Below are 17,558 nucleotides of genomic sequence, written 5' to 3' on the forward strand. Positions count from 1 at the left end.
GCTGGTGCCGTTCCGCAACCTGCGGCTTTCCGGCGTAGTCACGGCCCTGCACGACACCAAGCCCTCGGTCGCGACTAGGAAGGTCATCCAGGTCCTCGACCACCAGCCGGTCCTCGACGGCGAACTCCGCCGGCTCGCCGAATGGATCGCCCAGTACTACATCGCGCCGTTGGGCGAGGTGTTCCGGACCATGCTGCCGCTGGGCGGGGAATTCCGCCGGGCGCGGTCACTGCGCATCACCAGCCAGGGCCGGGCCGCGCTCCACGAGTCGGCCGAGAAGGGCGCGCGCTCGCGCAAGAGCGAAGAGGACACCCTCGCCGAATTCCGGGTGCTGGATTATCTGGCTCAGCGCGACTCCGCGCGGGAAGAGACCGTGCGATCGGCGAATAAGGTCAATCGCGCCGTGCTGGCGCGCCTGCTGCGGCGCAAATGGATCGAAGCGGAAGACGTATCGAGCGCTGAGGATGCCACACCTACGGTGCGTGTCGCCGTCCTGCAACAGGTCGAGGGCAAGCTCAACGACAACCAGCGGCGGATCGTGGAGACGCTGGCCGCCAGCGGCGGACGCGCCCGCCTGGAAACGCTGCGCACCCTTGACGTCCCCGAGAGCACGCTGGGCACGCTGGTGCGGCGCGGTATGGTCAGCATGGTGGAGGAGGCCGAAGAGTTCAACGTCTCGACCGTTCGCCCGCACGCCTCGGATTTCGACCTCAACCGGGAGCAGCGCGGCGCGCTGGAGCAGATCGAGAAAGCGGTGGAGGCACGCAGCTTTTCGGTCACGCTGCTGCATGGGGTCACCGGCTCGGGCAAGACCGCCGTGTATCTGGCGGCGATGCAGCAGGTGCTGGCCGGCGGGCGCTCCGCCATCCTGCTGGTTCCCGAGATCGGCCTGACGCCGGCGGCCGCAGCAAATCTCTACCAGGTCTTCGGCGAGCAAGTGGCGGTGCTGCATTCGGCGCTCTCCGACGGCGAGCGGGCGCAGCAGTGGCATCGTATCCGCCGCGGAGAGGCGAAGATCGTGGTGGGCACGCGCTCGGCGGTGTTCGCGCCGGTGACCGGCCTGGCGCTGATCGTGGTGGACGAGGAGCACGACACGTCGTACAAGCAGGAAGAGACGCCGCGCTACCACGGGCGCGACGTGGCGGTCATGCGCGGCAAACTGGCCCGGGCCGCGGTGGTGCTGGGCTCGGCGACGCCGTCGCTGGAATCGTTCCTCAACGCCAGCAGCGGCAAGTACGGCCTGATCGAGCTGCAGCAGCGGGTCGAGCAGCGCCCGCTCCCCGAGGTCGAGCTGGTGGACATGCGCGTCGAATTCCAGCAGACCGGCGAGGAGCACGTCTTCTCGCGGCGGCTGGTGGAAGAGATCAACCAGCGCCTGGCGCGGGGCGAGCAGGCCATGATCCTGATGAACCGCCGCGGCTACTCGGCGGTGGTGCTCTGCCGCGCCTGCGGCCAAACCGTGCAGTGCCGCAACTGCGCCATCGCTCTCACCCACCACAAGCGCGAGCAGAAACTCATGTGCCATTACTGCGGATACCGCGAGCGCGTCCCGCAGAAGTGCCCGAAGTGTGGCAGCGAATACGTCTACTTCCTGGGCGCCGGGTCGGAGAAGCTCGAAGACCTGCTGCACGGCGCCTTTCCCACCGCGCGCGTCGGGCGGTTAGACCGCGACACCGTCCGCGGACGCGGCGACTTCGAGCGCGTGCTCAATGCGCTGCACGCCGGCGAGCTCGACCTGCTGGTGGGCACACAGATGATCGCCAAAGGACACGACATCCACGGCGTGACCCTGGTGGGCGTGGTGGGCGCCGACTTCGCGCTCGGCTTCCCGGACTTCCGCGCCGCCGAGCGGACATTCCAATTGCTGACCCAGGTCGCGGGCCGCGCCGGACGCGGCCAGACCCCGGGCAAAGTCGTGCTGCAGACCTGGTTCCCCGATCACTATGCCATCCAGTTCGCCGCCAACCACGATTACGGCGGCTTCCAGGAGAAGGAGCTGCGCTATCGCAGGTGGATGCACTATCCGCCATTCAGCGCGCTGGCCAACGTGCTGGTGCGCAGCGACAAGCTGGAGGAAGCGCTGCGCTGGTCCGGACTGCTGGGGCAGTGGTTCCACAAGACGCGCCTGGAAGGCATCCGCGTGCTGGGTCCGGCGGCGGCGCCCATCGTCCGCCTCAAGCGCGACTACCGCTTTCATTTCGTGCTGAAGTCGGCGTCGCGGCAGAAGCTCAACGGAGCCCTGCGCGCCATGCTGGAGCACGCGTCCGGGCACCGGGTGCCGAGGACCAACGTCATTGTGGATGTGGACGCGCTCTCGCTGCTCTAGCGCAGGCTGCTCAGGTCGTTGCCCGGGAACGGGGCCGGGATGAAGGTCAGCAGGAACATCACCAGGCCGAGCACGGCCAGTGCGTATCGCCCGGGCGAGAGAGTCGGTTCGCGCTGGACATGAGGATGTCTGGCGGTCATCAGCAGAATCAGCGACCATAGGCCCCACCCGGACCAGTATCGGGTCATATAAACCAACACCAGCACGGTAAGGAGCGAGATCCAGCGGTGCCACTGTGGTCTTACCGCGTACACGATGTGGCCGCCGTCCAGTTGTCCCCCGGGCAGCAGGTTGAGCGAGGTGGCGAACATCCCGACCCAGGCCGCCAACGCGGTCGGATGCAGGTAAAGCGCCTCGATGGGAACACGCGCCACGTCTGCATGGCTGCCCAAGGCCCTTAGCGCGTCCTGCACGAGGTGGAAGATCGCTGGATACCCCAAAGGAAGAGCCGAGGCCGCCCCGACAGGCATCCTCTTAGAGAGCAACAGAGAGGCCGCCAGTGCGACGAGCGCCACCACGAATCCGGCGATGGGACCGGCGATACCGATATCGAACAGGTGGGTGCGGTTGCGGATGGGCGACTTGATGCGGATCACCGCCCCCAGGGTCCCGATCAGGGTCGGCGCCGGGATGAAGAAGGGCAGGGTGGCGTGCACGCGGTAGCGGACGCAGTAGAGATAGTGCCCCATTTCGTGGCAGAAGAGGATGAGCAACAGGGTCGCCGAGAAGGGGACACCCATGAGCAGGCGCGACGGCTCGGCCAGCACCCAGCGCACCGGGAACCACCACAGCAGCACCTGCCCCCAGGTGGCGTCGTCGGAGATGGGAGGAAACGCCGGCAGGTTGGCGTGAAAGTTGTATTCCAGGCGCGCCCCGACCACCAGCGTGGTAAAGACGGTCAGCAGGAAGAGCAGGGCGTGCAGCCAGTAGCGCTGCGGTGGCGGCTGGGCGACGAACACTTCTAGCGGACGATAGAACTCATAAGTGGACTGCAGAGGCGGTTCCGGCGGGGAGAGCGGGTTCGGCTCAGACATGGGAGACGACGTTCGGGTGCGGCGGACGTGTGCGAGTCAGGCCGAACCTAGTCGATGGACTGCAGTTCCTTCCCCGGCTTGAAGCGCACCGCCTTGCCGGGCGGGATGTTGACTTCGGCGCCGGTGCGCGGGTTGCGTCCGATGCCGGTCTTGCGCGGACGCACGTTGAACACGCCAAAGCCGCGCAACTCGATGCGGTCGCCGGTGCTGAGGGCTTTCTTCATGCTTTCGAAGACGGTCTCGACCGCCAACTCAGCCTTGGTTTTGGTGATGCCGGTCTTGTTCACGACTTCATTGATGATGTCGAGCTTGATCACAAGCGGCTCCCGAGAGGTTAGAGTAGCTGTAAAGTACGGATACTACGGAGTTTAGCTGGCGAAGTCAAATCCTCATCCAGAGTGTCATCCCGAAGGGCTTTAGCCCTGAGGGACCTGCTTTTCCCGTAGGCAGAAGCAGATCCCTCACGCCTAAAGGCGTTCGGGATGACACCGCCTCCCGTTGTCCACAGGTTTTTGCGGAATCCACAGGTTCTGCACAGGTAGAATCGCGCCTAGCCTTGCCGCATCAAAGGCTTACAAGCAACAATCCGTAGATTCTTGTCGGGCGGCCGGGCCGCGGCCGCACGCGCGGAGCAGTGGGGGAGGATAATGTCGGCACCGAGCAGCGTCATCACATCGCAGGCTTCAAGGGGGACCATGGGAGGCATCAAGAGCGACCGCTGGATCCGCAAGATGGCCCTGGAACACGACATGATCAACCCTTTCTCCGAGAAGCAGATGAGCACGGGCGTGATCAGCTACGGGGTCTCTAGCTATGGCTACGACCTGCGGGTGGCCGACGAGTTCAAGATCTTCACCAACGTGAACTGCACCATCGTGGACCCCAAGGCCTTCGACGAGCGCTCGTTCGTGACCGTGCGCTCGGATTGCGCCATCATCCCGCCCAACTCCTTCGCCCTAGCGCGCTCCATCGAGTATTTCAAGATCCCGCGCGACATCCTGACCATCTGCGTGGGCAAGAGCACTTACGCCCGCTGCGGCATCATCGTGAACGTCACCCCGTTCGAGCCGGAGTGGGAGGGCTTCGTCACCCTGGAGATCTCCAACACCACGCCCCTGCCGGCCAAGATCTACGCCAACGAAGGGCTGTGCCAGATCCTGTTCTTCCAGTCCGACGAGATGTGCGAGACCAGCTACAAGGACCGCAACGGCAAGTATCAGGCGCAGAAGGGCATCGTCCTGCCGAAGCTGTGACGGCGAGCGGCACCCGCCGCTGACGAATCGCGGGACCCGGTCTATACGTGATGGACTTCGATCTGCAGGTCAAGCTGGCGGTCTACCGCCACTTTGCCGAGACGGGCAAGCGCCCCTCACCGGCGGAGGTGGCGAAGCAGATCGGCATACCTGCCGCCGATGTGCCGGCTGTGTACACCCGGCTTCACACCCAGCGGGTCCTCGTCTTGGAACCGGACGGGACTTCGATCCGCATGGCGCCGCCGTTTTCGGGCGTGTCCACCCAGCATGTGGTCGAGGCGGGCGGCGTGTCGTACTTCGCCAACTGCGCCTGGGACGCGCTCGGTATCCCCGCCGCCCTGCACAAACCGGCGACCGTCCGCTCGCGCTGCGAGCAGTCCCTGGAACCAATGGCGCTGCCAGTCGGGCTGGAGGGCCCGGCCCCCTCCGACTGGCTGTTTCACTGCCTGGTACCCGCCGCGCACTGGTGGGACGATATCGTCTTCACCTGAAGCACCATGTTGTTCTTCCGGTCGGAGGAGCGGGTGCAGGAATGGTGCCGCAGCAAGGATGTCCCGCTGCGGCCGCTGGTAAGCATCGACCGGCTTTGGGTCCTCGCCCGCGAGTGGTACGCGACGCGCCTTCAACCCGGCTCGCGCCGCCCCGCGCCTGCGGAGATGCGCGCCATCTTCGCGCGCCTGGGCCTGGCCGGGGACTTCTGGGACCCGAGCGCCGACCAGTTCGGCTCCGCCACTGCTCCGTGATTCCCAAATACAAGGAGCCTCCCCTTCGGGAGGCTCTCAAGATCGGAACAACCCCTAATCACTTGCGTGCGGCGCCCTCGCCTTCCTTGTACATGTACTTGATCGACGGCTTGTAGATGAGCAGGTTGGAGCTGCCGTTGCGCGTCACCTTGATGCAGTTCTTGTCGTACCACTCGATGATGCCGTGGACCTCTTCGCCGTCCTTGAGCACGATGACCATCGGGGTCCGGGACTGCATCTGCTTCTGGTAATAGAAATTCTCGGCGTGGGTCTGCTCGGCGGGTGCAGGCTTACGGGACGGGCGCTCGCGGCGGCTCATGGGCGGGGCGCCGTTGCCCTCGTGGCGCGCCAGGCTGGGGCGGATCAGCTTGCGGTTGGCGAACTCATCGCTTTCGGGAGCGCGCCGGACGGCCGTCGATTCCATCTCGTTCCTCTCGCTTTCATGCTCCGCCGGGGCTGGGGACGATGGCTGCGCTTCCGGTTCCTGTGCGGGCGAACTTGCTGTGCGCGACACGGACACCTCTTACCCAATCAGTAACCAGGAAATGACCCCAGGCGATGTGATGCGGGCTAAACTTGGCAATACCGTATCACAGCGACGGGGCGATGACAATCTCGACCCCAGGAGCGGATTCCAGGCCGCCCACGGAACAAAAGGGGAAACCCTCATATCTCATTTCCGAATTGCTGTTCCCGGTAAGAAGTGGTATTAAGAGCCCCAGCCCCCACACGCGCGCTGTTGACGAATGTATGCAACCATCGCTGTTCAGGATCGGAGTTCGTATGAAGCTCACCGGGGTCGTTATCTGCACGCTGTTCACCGCTGCTTTCCTTTGCTCCACCGTTTTCGCCGCCACCCAGAATGCCACGGTCTACGGGACCGTGTACGATGCCGCCGGCAACCCGGCGCCCGGGGTTTCGGTGATCCTGGATAACCCCGCCCTGGGCATCTCCCGGACCGCCGTGACCGGCACCGATGGGACGTACAACTTTGCCGAGGTGCCGCCGGCCGATGCCTACCGCATCCGCGCCGTCAAGAGTGGCAAGGAGATCGATGTCCGCACCAACATCAGCATCAACGTGGGCGATGAGCGGGTCATCCTGCCGCCGCTGTCGGAGAAGGCCGAGGTGGCCGCGGGGGCGGCTCCGGCGGGGCGCCCCAAGGTCGTGGAGAGCGCGCGGGCGGTCACCAATGAGACCGTGAGCACCTCGGTCAGCGGCGTGATCACCGGTGACCAGCTGCGGTCACTGCCGTTGTACAACCGCAACTTCCTGGTGCTGGGACTGCTGACTCCCAACGTGCACGAGCCGGAGGCGAACAGCCCCCTGCGCGGCGGGTCGTTCAGCATCGCGGGGTCGCGGCCCAGCAGCAACAACTTCCTGCTCGATGGCGCGGACAACGTCGCCTCCAGCAGCAACCAGGCCATCCCCTTCCAGTTGAACGACTCGGTGCAGGAGTTCCGCGTCACGTCCTCGACCGCGTCGGCGGAGTACGGCAGGAACCTGGGCGGGGTGGTCAACGTGGTGACCCGGCGCGCCGGCAACAACTTCCACGGGAGCGTTTTCGGCTACTTCGGGAACGACGCGCTGAACGCCAGCAGCCCGCTGTCGGTGTACAACGGGACGACGTTCGACAAGGCCGCGAGCTACGCGGGCCCGACCAATGCGGCGCCAGTTGCGGGGGGCTTCGGTCTAATGGCCCCGACCACGTATAACCAGTACGTCGCCACAGCGGAATCCTTCGGGTACTGTACCAATTCGATCGGTGTCGCCACCTCCGCGTTCTGCGCGAGCGGTCTGGGCGGGTTCGGCGGAAACGGGGCGAACGACCGCTTCGACCCCGCCCTGCTCCTTTCCAAGCACAACCAGTTCAAAGCGCCTTTCGACTCCAAGCAGTTCGGCGGCAACGCCGGCATGGCCATCGTCAAGGACAAGCTGTTCGTCTTCGGCAGCTACGAAGGGACGCGGATCGACAATTCGAATCCCATCCTGGAGCGCGTCCCGAGTTCATTCGACAGGCAGTACGACCCGCTCGGCGCGCGGGGCGCCTCCTTCTTCCCGCTCAATTTCGCGTCCAACGACCCGAACTTCGTGATGGCGCAAAACGTCCTCAGCCTGTATCCGGCCGCCAACATCACCAGCGCGGCCGATGGGGCGGTGCCCGACGCCCTGGAGTTCTACCAGGGCGAGGCCCCCAATTACACGCACGTGCACAACTTCGTGGGACGCATGGATTGGGTCCAGAGCAGCTCGTCGAGCTGGACGTTCCGCTACGTCCTGCAGAAGCTGAATCAGTTGCACGATGACAGCCTTCCGGAACAGTCGAACTACCCGGGCAATGGGGCATTCCGCGACGCCTCGAACCATAGCGCCACGGTGAGCTTCAGCCACAACTTCTCCCCCCGCCTGGTGAACGAGGCCCGTGTCTCCTTCACCCAGTTCCGGATCGACGAAACGGCGCAGGACGCGAGCTTCGATGCGACTACGATTGGGCTGCCGACCAGGCAGATGATGACCTTCCTGCTCAGCGGCCTCGACACCCAGTACAGCGGCGCGGTCAATGCGTTCTTCTGCGGATTCTGTATCTCGAACGGGGCGTTCGCCGGATGGGGCGAGTTCTGGCCGACGGCGATATTCTTCCCGTTCTCGTCGTCCCCCATGCTCCCCACCCTGGACGGCCTGTTTCCCATGGCGCGCATGGGGGCGCCGCTGAATGCTCCCAGCCAGAGGCGCGACCAGACCTGGATGGCCGCCGACAACCTGTCGTGGTCGCACGGCAAGCACTCATTGCGGTTCGGCGGGGAGTATCGCCGCCTGGGCAACCGCTTCATGAATGCTGCTTTTTCCCGTGGCTACGCGGTATCGGGCAATATCGGGGAGTTCACCAGCGACAGCGAGACCTGTAATGAGAGCTGTTCCGGTTTCTTTGGCGGATTCATTCCACAGGCTTTTGTGGGTCCGTCCTTCGATTACGCGCTGCGCCAGCAGGACCCCTATGCGGTGGTGCTGACGTCGCAGGCGTTCGCGGGGTTCGTGCAGGACACCATCCGCCTGCACCCGCGATTCACCATCAACCTGGGTCTGCGGTACGAGTACTTTTCTCCTCCGGAAGCCGACGGGCAGAACCTCTGGAACTTTGACCCGGCGGCCAACGGGTTGGTGCAGCAAGGGCATACCGACGTGGTGAATCCGTTCGGGGATGCGTGTGCTCCATTCGTCCCCTATAGCGCCACGTACCCGGCCAACTTCTCCTTCTTCACCAACGGGTTCAACCCGTGGACCTGCAATTCCACCGGAAACCCGGAGTACATACGGACGGACAAGAACAACGTCGCCCCACGGGCAGGGTTTGCGTGGGACGTATTCGGCAACGGGAAGACCGTTATCCGCGGCGGAATCGGACTTTATTACGACCAGCTCCCGGTCAGCTACGTTTCGCAACTGATGTTCAACCGTCCCACGCCGCTGAACCAGAGCAACCCGCAAGCGATGTATGGCCAGAATTTCGGCTTCCCGTTCTTCGTGGGCGGGTTCAACGCCTGCGATCCCTTCGCCTTCAGCTTCATCGCCCAATGCGGTCTGGGCAATACCATGCTGAACCCGGCGACCATCGATGCGGTCACCCCACTCTGTACTCTTCGCTTCAATTGCAACACTTCACAGTTCGTCTCCGCCAGCAGCCCCTTCGCGATCTATGCGATGGACCCTGCGCACTCCGAAACGCCGATGTCACGGCAGATGAACCTGACCTGGCAGCAGTCCCTCAGCGGGAAGCTCGCGTTCGAACTCGGCTACGTGGGCACTTCAGCGAGGCACCTGCCGGTGGTGTACAACCAAGGATTTGCGAACGAGTTCTTCTGCACCTTCAGCGCGCCCGATTGCGACACCATCCATAACTTCCCGGCGTATACCATGACCAACCGGGGCGGATCGGCGTATCACTCGATGATGGTGAGGCTCCGGGCATCCGATTGGCATGGGCTCAAGCTCAACGCCGCTTACAGCTGGTCGAAGGGCATCGACAACGCGTCAGGGGCGACGTTCCCGCTGATCCCGGCCACGATGATCAACCAGACGCTGGGCTTCCAGATCTCGGGGACGGGTGACCCGCGCGGTTTCTGCAACATCTTCGGGTCCTTCTTCTTCGCCTGCCCGGCGGGGGTGCCGGCGGGCGGTGCGGCGGTGATCGAGAGTCCAGCCCTGACCACGACCGGCGCCGGGCAGGTGATCACCTCACCCTACCTGATCGCCCAGGATCCGATGGGGACGAATTTCCTGATCAACGACAAGGGCAAATCGGACTTCAATTCGACCAATCGGCTGGTCTTGGACTACGTTTGGAACATACCCTCGTTCAGGAAATCCAAGTGGCTGGATTACTGGCAAGTGAGCGGCATTTTCACGGCACAGTCCGGACAGCCGTTCACCATCTTCGCGGGACCGGCGTCCGGCGAGATCGATCAGCGGGTGAACGTCAACGGCCAGGTGATCACCAGCTACACCACTCCGACGGCCATCCTGCCGAATAACCTGGAGCTAGCGTCCGTGGCTTGCCTCACCAATCCGAACGCCAATCCGTTTGCCGTGCCGGCAAGCGGCGATACTCTGTATTCCGGCACGCCCGGAACAGCTTGCATCGGGAACTCGCAACGCAACGCCTACAAAGGCCCGAGCTTCGTCAATATGAACCTCGCGGTGCAAAAGGGGTTCCCCATCGGCAACGAGAGTCGGATGTTGACCATCCGGGCGGAATTCTTCAACCTGACCAACCAAAACAACTACTACAACCCGATCAGCGCGCTGAGCCTGGACGCGCAGTCGATCAACCCTGATTTCGGCAAGATCAAGTCGGCGCATGACCCGCGGCAGATCCAATTTGCCGCGCGGTTCACCTGGTAAGAGCAGGACTTGCCAAGGGCCCTCCGGCGACGGAGGGCCTCTTCTTTGCGCGGTCAGCGCTCCAGCGAGGTTGCAAAAGCGTCCAGCGAGAGGGAGCGCAGCAGGTTGCGGCGCATGCCGGAATGCACCTCGTCCAGGCCCTGGGCGGCGGCGGTGATCCAGGCAAAGTCTATTCGTTCTGCCAGGCGTGTCAGTTCCCCAGCGATGTCCGCATTGCTGAGCAAGTCCTTGGCGCCGGAGCCGAGGTAAAGAAGGTCCTGCAGCAGGAGCGCCAGGGTGTGCAAGAGGTCGTCGGTCCTGGCCTTGCCCTCGGCCCCGGCGCGGTAAGTCTCGGTGGCGCGGAAGAGCTCACTGTGGTCCTTGGCCTCGATGGCGGTGGTCAGGAGCGTGAGCGCGTCCTTGCGCGCGGCCATGTAGGTGGCCAGGTCGAAGCTGCGGGCGCGGCCGATGGCGCCGCCACTCAGGCGCGCCACCAGCGCCCGCTGCTTGGCGTTCCACTCGGGGCGGCGCTTCGCCAGGTCGTGCTCGATCTCGGCGGCCGGCAGCGCGCCCAGGGTGAAGGTGAGGGCGCGGGAGCGGATGGTTGGCAGCAGCTCGCCGGGGTTGGTGGTAAGCAGGAACAGGGAGGCGAATTCCGGCGGCTCTTCCAGCACCTTAAGCAGGGAGTTGGCGGCCTCTTTCATGAAGGCCGAGTCGGTGAAGATGTACACGCGCTCGCGGGCGTCGCCGGGCCGGTAATAGATGGTCTCGATGACGCGGCGCACCTGCCCGATCTTGATGAGCATCTGCGGCGGGTCAGGCGGGATGATGAGCACTTCGGGGTGGGTCTGGATGAGGATGCGCGTGTCCTTCTTGTCGGCGTCGCGCAGGTTGTCGCGGGCCTCGACGGCTTCGGCGAAGCGGACGTCGAGGTCGTCGGCCTGGGCGATGCGGACGCAGTTGGAGCACTTGCCGCAGAAATCGGGGAGTTTGCCCTTAGGCGGCTCCAGACAGTTCATGGCCTTGGCCATCATCTGCGCCAGGGTGTACTTGCCGGCGCCGGCGGGCCCGGCGAGGATCACGCCCTGAGGCAGGCGCCCAAGCCCCAGCATCTCGCGGAGCTGGGTGACTACGTGCGCGTTGCCGTGGAAGTCGGAGAAACCCACGGCTACGCGCTCCGGGCGGTCTTGCCCAGCAGGCGGCGGCGGACTTCGGCGACGATCAGCGGGTGGACGACGTCGGCGGGCGGCTTGGCGTCCACGGCGAAGACGCGGCCGGGCTCGCGCCGGGCGATCTCCAGGTACTTGTCGAGGACGCGCTGGAAGAAGGCGCGGTTCTCCTGCTCGAAGCGGTTCTCGTCAGAGATGGAATCGGGGTCGCGGGCCAGGTTGCGCTTGCGGGCGCGGGCCACGCTGTGGGCCACGTCGGAGACCATGAGGACGGTCAGGTCGGGCTGAAGACCGGCGCAAACGATCTCGTGCAGGCGGAGCACGGGGTCGCTGCCCAGCTTGCGCCCGCCGCCCTGGTAGGCCTCACTGGAGTCGGTGAAGCGGTCGCACAGCACCCACTTGCCGGCGTTCAGCGCGGGCAGGATGATCTCGTGGATGTGCTGAGCGCGGGAGGCGAACATCATGGCCAGCTCAGTCCAGGGCGAGAGGTTGGCGGTGCGGGAGTCGAGCAGCACGTGGCGGATCTTTTCGCCGGTGGGGGTGCCGCCGGGCTCGCGGGTGACCACGACGTCGAGACCGCCGGCGCGGAGGACGTCGGCCAGCCGCTCCAGTTGCGTGCTCTTGCCGCAGCCGTCCAGGCCCTCGATGGTGATGAACTTTCCGCGCGTCTTCTTCACCGGCACGGCGGAATCATACCATCCGGGCTGTGCTAGACTCCGCTATCCCCCGACGGCTGAGAGGGCACGAAGGCGTCGGGACTGCTGTCCCTCCGCTGGACGGCGTTGCTGAGTGCCAGCAGTCGCCAGGTCCCTCGGTCGTACCTGACGGCACTCCCTCGGGACGACACAGGGAGGCGAAATAAGGAGGCCATCATGCGCCTCGGCGATTACATCGACGACTATTGCTCCCATTGCAAGCTCTCGACCGACCACGCGGTGGTCTCCATGGTCGGGGAGGACGTGAAGAAGGTCCGCTGCCGCACCTGCGCCTACGAGCATAATTACCGCAAGAACAAAGGCGGCAAGCAGATGACCAAGCAGCAGGCCTTCGACAAGCTGCTGGCCCAGGCCAAGGAGCAGCTCGGCGGGAAAAAGTAAGACTTGTAATTGGTAATTTGTAAAGTAAGAGAGGGTCCGAAACTTTGCAGATTACAGATTGAACTTTGCAAATCCCCGCTGCTGTTGCCGTATCTCCTGCCGCTCATTTACCCTGTGTCGCCTATGCCTAAACCTGTCCTCGCGTTCGTTGCAATCCTCTGTCTAGCTCTCAGCGCCCAAGCCCAGACCACAACCCGGAAAGACAGCAAGGCCGCCGTCAGCCAGCAGAAGACGACCGGCACGATCACCCTGACGGTCGATGCCACAGAAGCGCCGCGCAAGATCCTGCACGCGCGGGAGGAGATCCCGGTAAGCGCCGGAAGGCTCACCCTCGTCTATCCCAAGTGGGTTCCCGGCGAGCACATGCCCAACGGGCCGATCGGGGACCTGGCCGGACTGAAGTTCACCGCCGGCGGCAAGACGCTGGCGTGGCGGCGCGATGATGTGGACATGTACGCCATCCATCTGGAAGTGCCGCCGGGCGCGAGCACGCTCGAGGTCGCGCTCGACTATCTGGAGCCGACCGCAGAGCGCAATTTCAGCGGCGGGGCGTCGGCGACCGAGAAGATGACGGTGGTGAGCTGGAACACGGTGCTCCTGTATCCACAGGGGATGGCGGCCGCCTACATGACCGTCGCTCCGCGCCTGAAGCTGCCGGCCGGCTGGAAGTTCGGCTCGGCATTGGACGTAGCCAAGGAGGGTGAAACCATCGAGTTCGCGCCGGTATCGCTGTACACGCTGGTGGATTCGCCGGTGATCGCGGGGCAGTATTACCGGGTGGTGCCGCTGGCGCCCGCGGAGAAGATCCGTCACCAGATCGATATCGCTGCCGACAGCGAGGCAGCCCTGGCCATCGTCCCCAAGCTGGAGAAGGGCTACACCAATCTGGTGCTGGAGACGGGAGCGCTGTATGGCGCCCGGCATTATCGGCACTACGAGTTCCTGCTCAGCCTGAGCGAGCACGTGGCGCACTTCGGCCTGGAACACCACGAATCCAGCGACGACCGCCTGGGCGAGCGCTACCTGGTGGACGAGCCTGAGGTCACGCTGGGCGCGGGCCTGTTCCCGCACGAATTCACCCACTCCTGGAACGGCAAGTTCCGCCGTCCGGCCGGGCTGGCGACCCCCGACTACCAGCAGCCGATGAAGGGCGAATTGCTGTGGGTCTATGAGGGATTGACCACCTATCTGGGAAACATCCTGACGGCGCGCAGCAACCTGTACACGCCGGAGCAGTACCGGGAATCGCTGGCGGGGACGGCCGCCTTTTTGCAGGCGCGGGCGGGGCGGAAATGGCGTCCGCTGGAAGATACCGCGGTGGCGGCGCAAGTCCTCTACAGCTCGCGCCAGGCCTGGAGCTCCTGGCGCCGCAGCGTGGATTTCTACCCCGAGGGCGACCTGATCTGGCTGGACGCCGACGTTACCATCCGCAACCTCACCAAGGGACAGAAATCGCTCAACGACTTCTGCAAGCTGTTCTTCGGCGGCAACAGCGGCCAGGCCGAGCTGAAGCCCTACACCTTCGATGACGTGGTCACTACCCTCAACCAGGTGGCGCCGTACGACTGGCGGAAATTCCTGCAGGAGCGGGTGAACGCCATCCAGTCGAACGCGCCGCTGGGAGGCATCGAGAACGGGGGCTGGAAGCTGGTGTTCAGCGAAACGCCGGGCGAGATGCTCAAGTCTGAAGAGTCGACCTTCAAAGTCATCGCCCTGGATTACTCGCTGGGCATGTCACTGACTGAGGAGGGCGGCGTTCGCGACGTCATCCCGGGATATCCGGCGGCGCAGGCCGGGATCGGGCCGGGCATGAAAGTCGTGGCGGTCAACGGGCGCAAGTTCTCGCGCGACGTGGTCCACGACGCCATCAAGGCGGCCAAGGGTGGCAACCGGCCGATCGAGTTGCTGGTGCTGAACGACGACTTCTACCGCACCGTGCAGGTCAACTATCACGACGGGGAGAGGTACCCCAAGCTGGTGCGGGACGAGAGCAAGCCGGACGTGCTCTCGGAGATCATCAAGCCGCTGGTCCAACATCCACAGTAGGGACTTAACCGCAGAGACCGCGGAGAGCGCAGAGAGACCGATTTTAAGAAGCCTCTGCGTACTCTGCGTTCTCTGCGGTTAAACGTCTTCGTCCTTCACCCCGGCGAAGAGGTCGGTCTCGCGCTCGATCTCGCGGGGGCTGGTGGTCGCAGCCAGGTGGAAGGATTCGCGCGTGCCCCGCTGGCGCACCGCCTTCTCAAATATCGGGGCCAGCGGCGCCTGCGAGGTGTGCGCCTTGAAGGCGGAGATCTTTCTCTCCACAAACTCCTGGCCGACCTCGATGACCGCAGTGACCGGGGCAGGAGAGATGGGTTGACGTCCGGGCAGGGTGAACAGCGAAGCGCCGTAGTACAGCTTCTGGGCGCGATGCGGCTGCAGCCCGCGATCGAGCTGGTCGGTGTAACGATTGCTGCGCGCCGCCCACTGATAAGCCATGGTGGTGAACACCGAGACCATGGAATGGTCGGGATGGGCGGTGACCGCGCCTTCCGGGCCGATGGTGAGCACCACATGGGGCCGGATGGTGCGAATGCGACGCACCAGCTCTCCGACGACGGAGTAGAAATCCTGGCGGTCGAGCGCGCCGTCCGGATAGTGCAGGCACTCCCAGCTGGTCAGGCGCAGGATCTCGGCGGAGCGGCCGAGTTCGCGGCGGCGGATGGCGGCAAGCTCATCGTCGTCGCGGGCATCGCCGCGGTGGGTGGCGGCCTGGCCGGAAGTCAGGCAGACCAGGTGGGTCTCCACGCCGCGAGAAGCGTAGAGCAGGAGAGTCCCGCCGAATGCGCCCGCCTCGTCGTCGGGGTGGGCGGTCACGCAGAGCAGACGAAGCATCCGTTCCTCATGGGGTGCATAGGGTTTCAGCGCCGGGCGCGGCCTCGTCTTCCAGCATGAACTCCAGAACCGTCTGCGGAGTCGCAGCTTGCCAGACGGGAGCGAACGACAGGCGATGCAGCGGCGAGGGCCCATGCTCACGCAGCACCTTGATATGCGCGGGCGTGGAGTAGCCCTTGTTGGTGCACAGCCCGTAGAGGGGGAAGACCAGGTCCCACTGGCGCACCATGCGGTCGCGCTCCACCTTGGCGATGATGCTGGCGGCGGCGATGGAGGCCGAGAGCGCGTCCCCGTGGATGATCGGGGTCTGCGGACAGTCGAAGTCGATGCGGAGCGCATCGATGAGCAGGTGCTCGGGCCGGGGGTCGAGTTGGGCGACCGCCTCGACCATGGCCAGGCGCGAGGCGTGGTAGATGTTGAGCTGGTCGATGCGGGCGGCGTCCACGGCGGCGATGGCGATGGCCAGGGCGCGCTCACGGATCCTCTCCGCCAGGCGGTCGCGGTCCTTCTCGGGAAGCAATTTCGAGTCGCGCAGGCCGCGGATGCGGTAGGCGGGATCGAGGATCACCGCCGCCGCCACCACCGGCCCGAAGAGCGAGCCGCGACCGACCTCGTCAACACCAGCAATGAGCCTTGAGCCCTGGGCCCACAATTGCTTTTCATACTTCGTCGTGCATCTCAGGCGCTTGAGCAGGCGCAGCTTGAGGGCGGACGGGGAGAGCTCCCGGGCGGGTTTCAGCTTTGCGGGCACGATGAGGTTAGGGGAATTTAACCACAGAGAACACGGAGGAGGCGGAGAAAAAGTCGCAAGTCGTGAGTCGCAAGTCGCAAAAGAGCGCAGGTCGCAAGCGCATTAGCTCACGACCTGCGACTTGAGACTTGCGACTGAGCTATTCCGCTTCGCGCAGGCGGGCGGCCTTGCCGCGGAGGTCGCGCAGGTAGAAGAGCTTGGCGCGGCGGACCTTGCCGGAGCGCACCACCTCCACCTTGTCGATGACCTTGGAGTTGCGTGGGAAGATGCGCTCCACACCGTGGCCGAAGCTCATCTTGCGGACGGTGAAGCTGCCCTGGGGGCCGCCGCGCTGGGCGATCAGCGTGCCTTCGAATGCCTGCAGACGCTCCTTGTCGCCTTCCTTGATCTTCACCTGCACGCGCACGGTGTCGCCCGGCTTCATGTCGGGGATGTCGGTACGCTGCAGCTTGGCGGTGACTTTGTCCATGATCGTGGTCATTGCTTTCCCTCTTCTGTTGCGGAGCGTCGGGGCCCGCAGAATTCTAATCCTTGCCGCTTCTAATCGAAGCGATCAAACCTTTGTCTTCGTCGCTCAACTCGGCCTGCTCCAGCAGGTCGGGACGGTTGCGGAGCGTCTTCTCCAGCGCCTTGCGGCGGCGCCAGCGCCGGATCTGCTCGTGGTTGCCGTTCACCAGCACCTCCGGCACCGGCATCCCACGATATTCCGCGGGACGGGTGTAGTGCGGGTAATCCAGCAGCCCGCCGGAAGCACAGGTCGCCACCGGGCCGTCGGCTCTGACAGCCGAGGCGGCTGTTCCACACGAGCTGGTGAACGATTCCTGCTGCGACGAGGCTTCGTTGCCCAGGGCGCCGGGGATGAGCCGCGTCACCGCGTCCACGATGATGGCCGCGCCCAGCTCGCCGCCGCTGAGCACGAAATCGCCGACCGACAGCTCGCGGTCGGCCAGATGCTCGGCCACCCGCTCGTCCACGCCCTCGTAGCGGCCGCAGATGAGCACGATGCGCTCCAAACCCGCCAGCTCCTCGGCCACGCTCTGGCGGAAGATCTCGCCGCCGGCCGAGAGCAGGATGACCGATTCTTTCGTCCGCTCGCCACGGGGCGGGACCTTCAGCGACTCCGTGCATTCGAAGATGGGCTCGGGCTTGAAGACCATGCCCTCGCCGCCGCCGAACGGCCGGTCGTCCACGGTGCGGTGCTTGTCGCGGGTGAAAGCGCGCAGGTCGTGCACTCCGATGTCAATGAGCCCGGCTTCGCGCGCCCGGCGCACGATGCCGTGTTCCAGCGGCCCGCGGAAAAAGTCCGGAAAAATCGTCAGAATCTCGAACTTCATCTGCGAGCCATTGCCGAACCTTGCTCGGCCTGCACGGGCGGGACGCCCGTGCCTACTCAATCTCCTCAATCTCCGCGCTGCTGGCGTTTTTCTTCT

The 17,558-nt window shown here is 64.7% G+C and carries 16 protein-coding genes; 7 read left to right on the forward strand and 9 right to left on the reverse strand.

The genetic code is table 11. From position 1 onward, the window contains the following. On the forward strand, positions 1-2,326 hold a 2,326-nt coding region (priA, locus tag VMS96_14530), incomplete at its 5' end, for a primosomal protein N' (GenBank protein HVP44644.1). On the opposite strand, the gene VMS96_14535 is transcribed toward priA, so the two are convergent. Further along, positions 2,323-3,360, reverse strand: a complete 1,038-nt coding sequence (locus tag VMS96_14535; protein ID HVP44645.1) for a site-2 protease family protein — start codon at positions 3,358-3,360, stop codon at positions 2,323-2,325. The genes priA and VMS96_14535 overlap by 4 nt on opposite strands. Positions 3,361-3,407: 47 nt before the next feature. Continuing rightward, positions 3,408-3,677, reverse strand: coding sequence for an HU family DNA-binding protein (locus tag VMS96_14540; protein HVP44646.1), 270 nt, complete (start codon positions 3,675-3,677; stop codon positions 3,408-3,410). Between the two features lie 378 nt (positions 3,678-4,055). Between VMS96_14540 and dcd the strand changes: the two genes are divergently transcribed. From dcd to VMS96_14555, 3 genes are read left to right on the forward strand one after another with little or no spacing between them, the layout of a single operon-like run. Next, entirely contained in the window at positions 4,056-4,613 is a 558-nt protein-coding gene (gene dcd / locus VMS96_14545; protein HVP44647.1) for a dCTP deaminase, read from the forward strand. A gap of 50 nt (positions 4,614-4,663) precedes the next feature. Beyond that, on the forward strand, positions 4,664-5,104 hold the full coding sequence (merB, locus tag VMS96_14550; protein ID HVP44648.1) for an organomercurial lyase: 441 nt from the start codon (positions 4,664-4,666) through the stop codon (positions 5,102-5,104). A gap of 6 nt (positions 5,105-5,110) precedes the next feature. Further along, the gene (locus VMS96_14555; protein ID HVP44649.1) at positions 5,111-5,356 is read left to right on the forward strand and encodes a hypothetical protein; all 246 of its coding nucleotides are present in this window, start codon (positions 5,111-5,113) and stop codon (positions 5,354-5,356) included. Between the two features lie 58 nt (positions 5,357-5,414). Here the strand turns inward: VMS96_14555 and VMS96_14560 are convergent, their stop codons facing one another. Further along, positions 5,415-5,780 carry an RNA chaperone Hfq gene (locus VMS96_14560; protein HVP44650.1) on the reverse strand — a complete coding sequence of 122 codons (366 nt, stop codon included), beginning with the start codon at positions 5,778-5,780 and terminating at the stop codon, positions 5,415-5,417. 359 nt (positions 5,781-6,139) lie between these two features. On the opposite strand from VMS96_14560, the gene VMS96_14565 reads away from it, so the two are divergent. Further along, positions 6,140-10,255: a TonB-dependent receptor gene (locus tag VMS96_14565; GenBank protein HVP44651.1), complete on the forward strand. Its 4,116-nt coding sequence runs from the start codon at positions 6,140-6,142 to the stop codon at positions 10,253-10,255. A 53-nt stretch (positions 10,256-10,308) separates the two neighbouring features. Here the strand turns inward: VMS96_14565 and VMS96_14570 are convergent, their stop codons facing one another. Together VMS96_14570 and tmk are read right to left on the reverse strand one after the other, a co-directional pair. Next, a complete protein-coding gene (locus VMS96_14570) occupies positions 10,309-11,400 on the reverse strand; it encodes a DNA polymerase III subunit delta' C-terminal domain-containing protein (protein ID HVP44652.1) in 1,092 nt (363 codons plus the stop codon). A gap of 2 nt (positions 11,401-11,402) precedes the next feature. Continuing rightward, positions 11,403-12,080 (reverse strand): dTMP kinase, encoded by a 678-nt coding sequence (gene tmk, locus VMS96_14575; GenBank protein ID HVP44653.1) that lies wholly within the window; start codon positions 12,078-12,080, stop codon positions 11,403-11,405. A 195-nt stretch (positions 12,081-12,275) separates the two neighbouring features. Here tmk and VMS96_14580 point away from each other — a divergent pair, with 195 nt between their 5' ends. Together VMS96_14580 and VMS96_14585 are read left to right on the forward strand one after the other, a co-directional pair. Continuing rightward, positions 12,276-12,500 carry a hypothetical protein gene (locus VMS96_14580; protein HVP44654.1) on the forward strand — a complete coding sequence of 75 codons (225 nt, stop codon included), beginning with the start codon at positions 12,276-12,278 and terminating at the stop codon, positions 12,498-12,500. 123 nt (positions 12,501-12,623) lie between these two features. Continuing rightward, on the forward strand, positions 12,624-14,546 hold the full coding sequence (locus tag VMS96_14585) for a hypothetical protein (GenBank protein HVP44655.1): 1,923 nt from the start codon (positions 12,624-12,626) through the stop codon (positions 14,544-14,546). Between the two features lie 78 nt (positions 14,547-14,624). On the opposite strand, the gene VMS96_14590 is transcribed toward VMS96_14585, so the two are convergent. From VMS96_14590 to trmD, 4 genes are all read right to left on the reverse strand, one after another. Then, positions 14,625-15,377, reverse strand: a complete 753-nt coding sequence (locus tag VMS96_14590) for a PIG-L family deacetylase (protein ID HVP44656.1) — start codon at positions 15,375-15,377, stop codon at positions 14,625-14,627. A gap of 7 nt (positions 15,378-15,384) precedes the next feature. Next, on the reverse strand, positions 15,385-16,128 hold the full coding sequence (locus tag VMS96_14595) for a ribonuclease HII (protein ID HVP44657.1): 744 nt from the start codon (positions 16,126-16,128) through the stop codon (positions 15,385-15,387). Between the two features lie 139 nt (positions 16,129-16,267). Further along, positions 16,268-16,609: a 50S ribosomal protein L19 gene (rplS, locus tag VMS96_14600; protein HVP44658.1), complete on the reverse strand. Its 342-nt coding sequence runs from the start codon at positions 16,607-16,609 to the stop codon at positions 16,268-16,270. Positions 16,610-16,652: 43 nt separating this feature from the next. After that, the gene (gene trmD / locus VMS96_14605; GenBank protein ID HVP44659.1) at positions 16,653-17,462 is read right to left on the reverse strand and encodes a tRNA (guanosine(37)-N1)-methyltransferase TrmD; all 810 of its coding nucleotides are present in this window, start codon (positions 17,460-17,462) and stop codon (positions 16,653-16,655) included. Positions 17,463-17,558 lie beyond the last annotated feature (96 nt).

Source organism: Terriglobales bacterium (assembly GCA_035543055.1).
Classification (GTDB): Bacteria; Acidobacteriota; Terriglobia; order Terriglobales; family Acidobacteriaceae; genus JAIQFD01.

What these genes read in the sequence shown, in the direction of transcription:
- VMS96_14535 (HVP44645.1), bottom strand. Translation starts at nt 3,360, where the DNA reads ATGTCTGAGCCGAACCCGCTCTCCCCGCCGGAACCGCCTCTGCAGTCC.
- dcd (HVP44647.1), top strand. Translation starts at nt 4,056, where the DNA reads ATGGGAGGCATCAAGAGCGACCGCTGGATCCGCAAGATGGCCCTGGAA.
- merB (HVP44648.1), top strand. Translation starts at nt 4,664, where the DNA reads ATGGACTTCGATCTGCAGGTCAAGCTGGCGGTCTACCGCCACTTTGCC.
- VMS96_14555 (HVP44649.1), top strand. Translation starts at nt 5,111, where the DNA reads ATGTTGTTCTTCCGGTCGGAGGAGCGGGTGCAGGAATGGTGCCGCAGC.
- VMS96_14560 (HVP44650.1), bottom strand. Translation starts at nt 5,780, where the DNA reads ATGGAATCGACGGCCGTCCGGCGCGCTCCCGAAAGCGATGAGTTCGCC.
- VMS96_14565 (HVP44651.1), top strand. Translation starts at nt 6,140, where the DNA reads ATGAAGCTCACCGGGGTCGTTATCTGCACGCTGTTCACCGCTGCTTTC.
- VMS96_14580 (HVP44654.1), top strand. Translation starts at nt 12,276, where the DNA reads ATGCGCCTCGGCGATTACATCGACGACTATTGCTCCCATTGCAAGCTC.
- VMS96_14585 (HVP44655.1), top strand. Translation starts at nt 12,624, where the DNA reads ATGCCTAAACCTGTCCTCGCGTTCGTTGCAATCCTCTGTCTAGCTCTC.
- VMS96_14590 (HVP44656.1), bottom strand. Translation starts at nt 15,377, where the DNA reads ATGCTTCGTCTGCTCTGCGTGACCGCCCACCCCGACGACGAGGCGGGC.
- rplS (HVP44658.1), bottom strand. Translation starts at nt 16,609, where the DNA reads ATGACCACGATCATGGACAAAGTCACCGCCAAGCTGCAGCGTACCGAC.
- trmD (HVP44659.1), bottom strand. Translation starts at nt 17,462, where the DNA reads ATGAAGTTCGAGATTCTGACGATTTTTCCGGACTTTTTCCGCGGGCCG.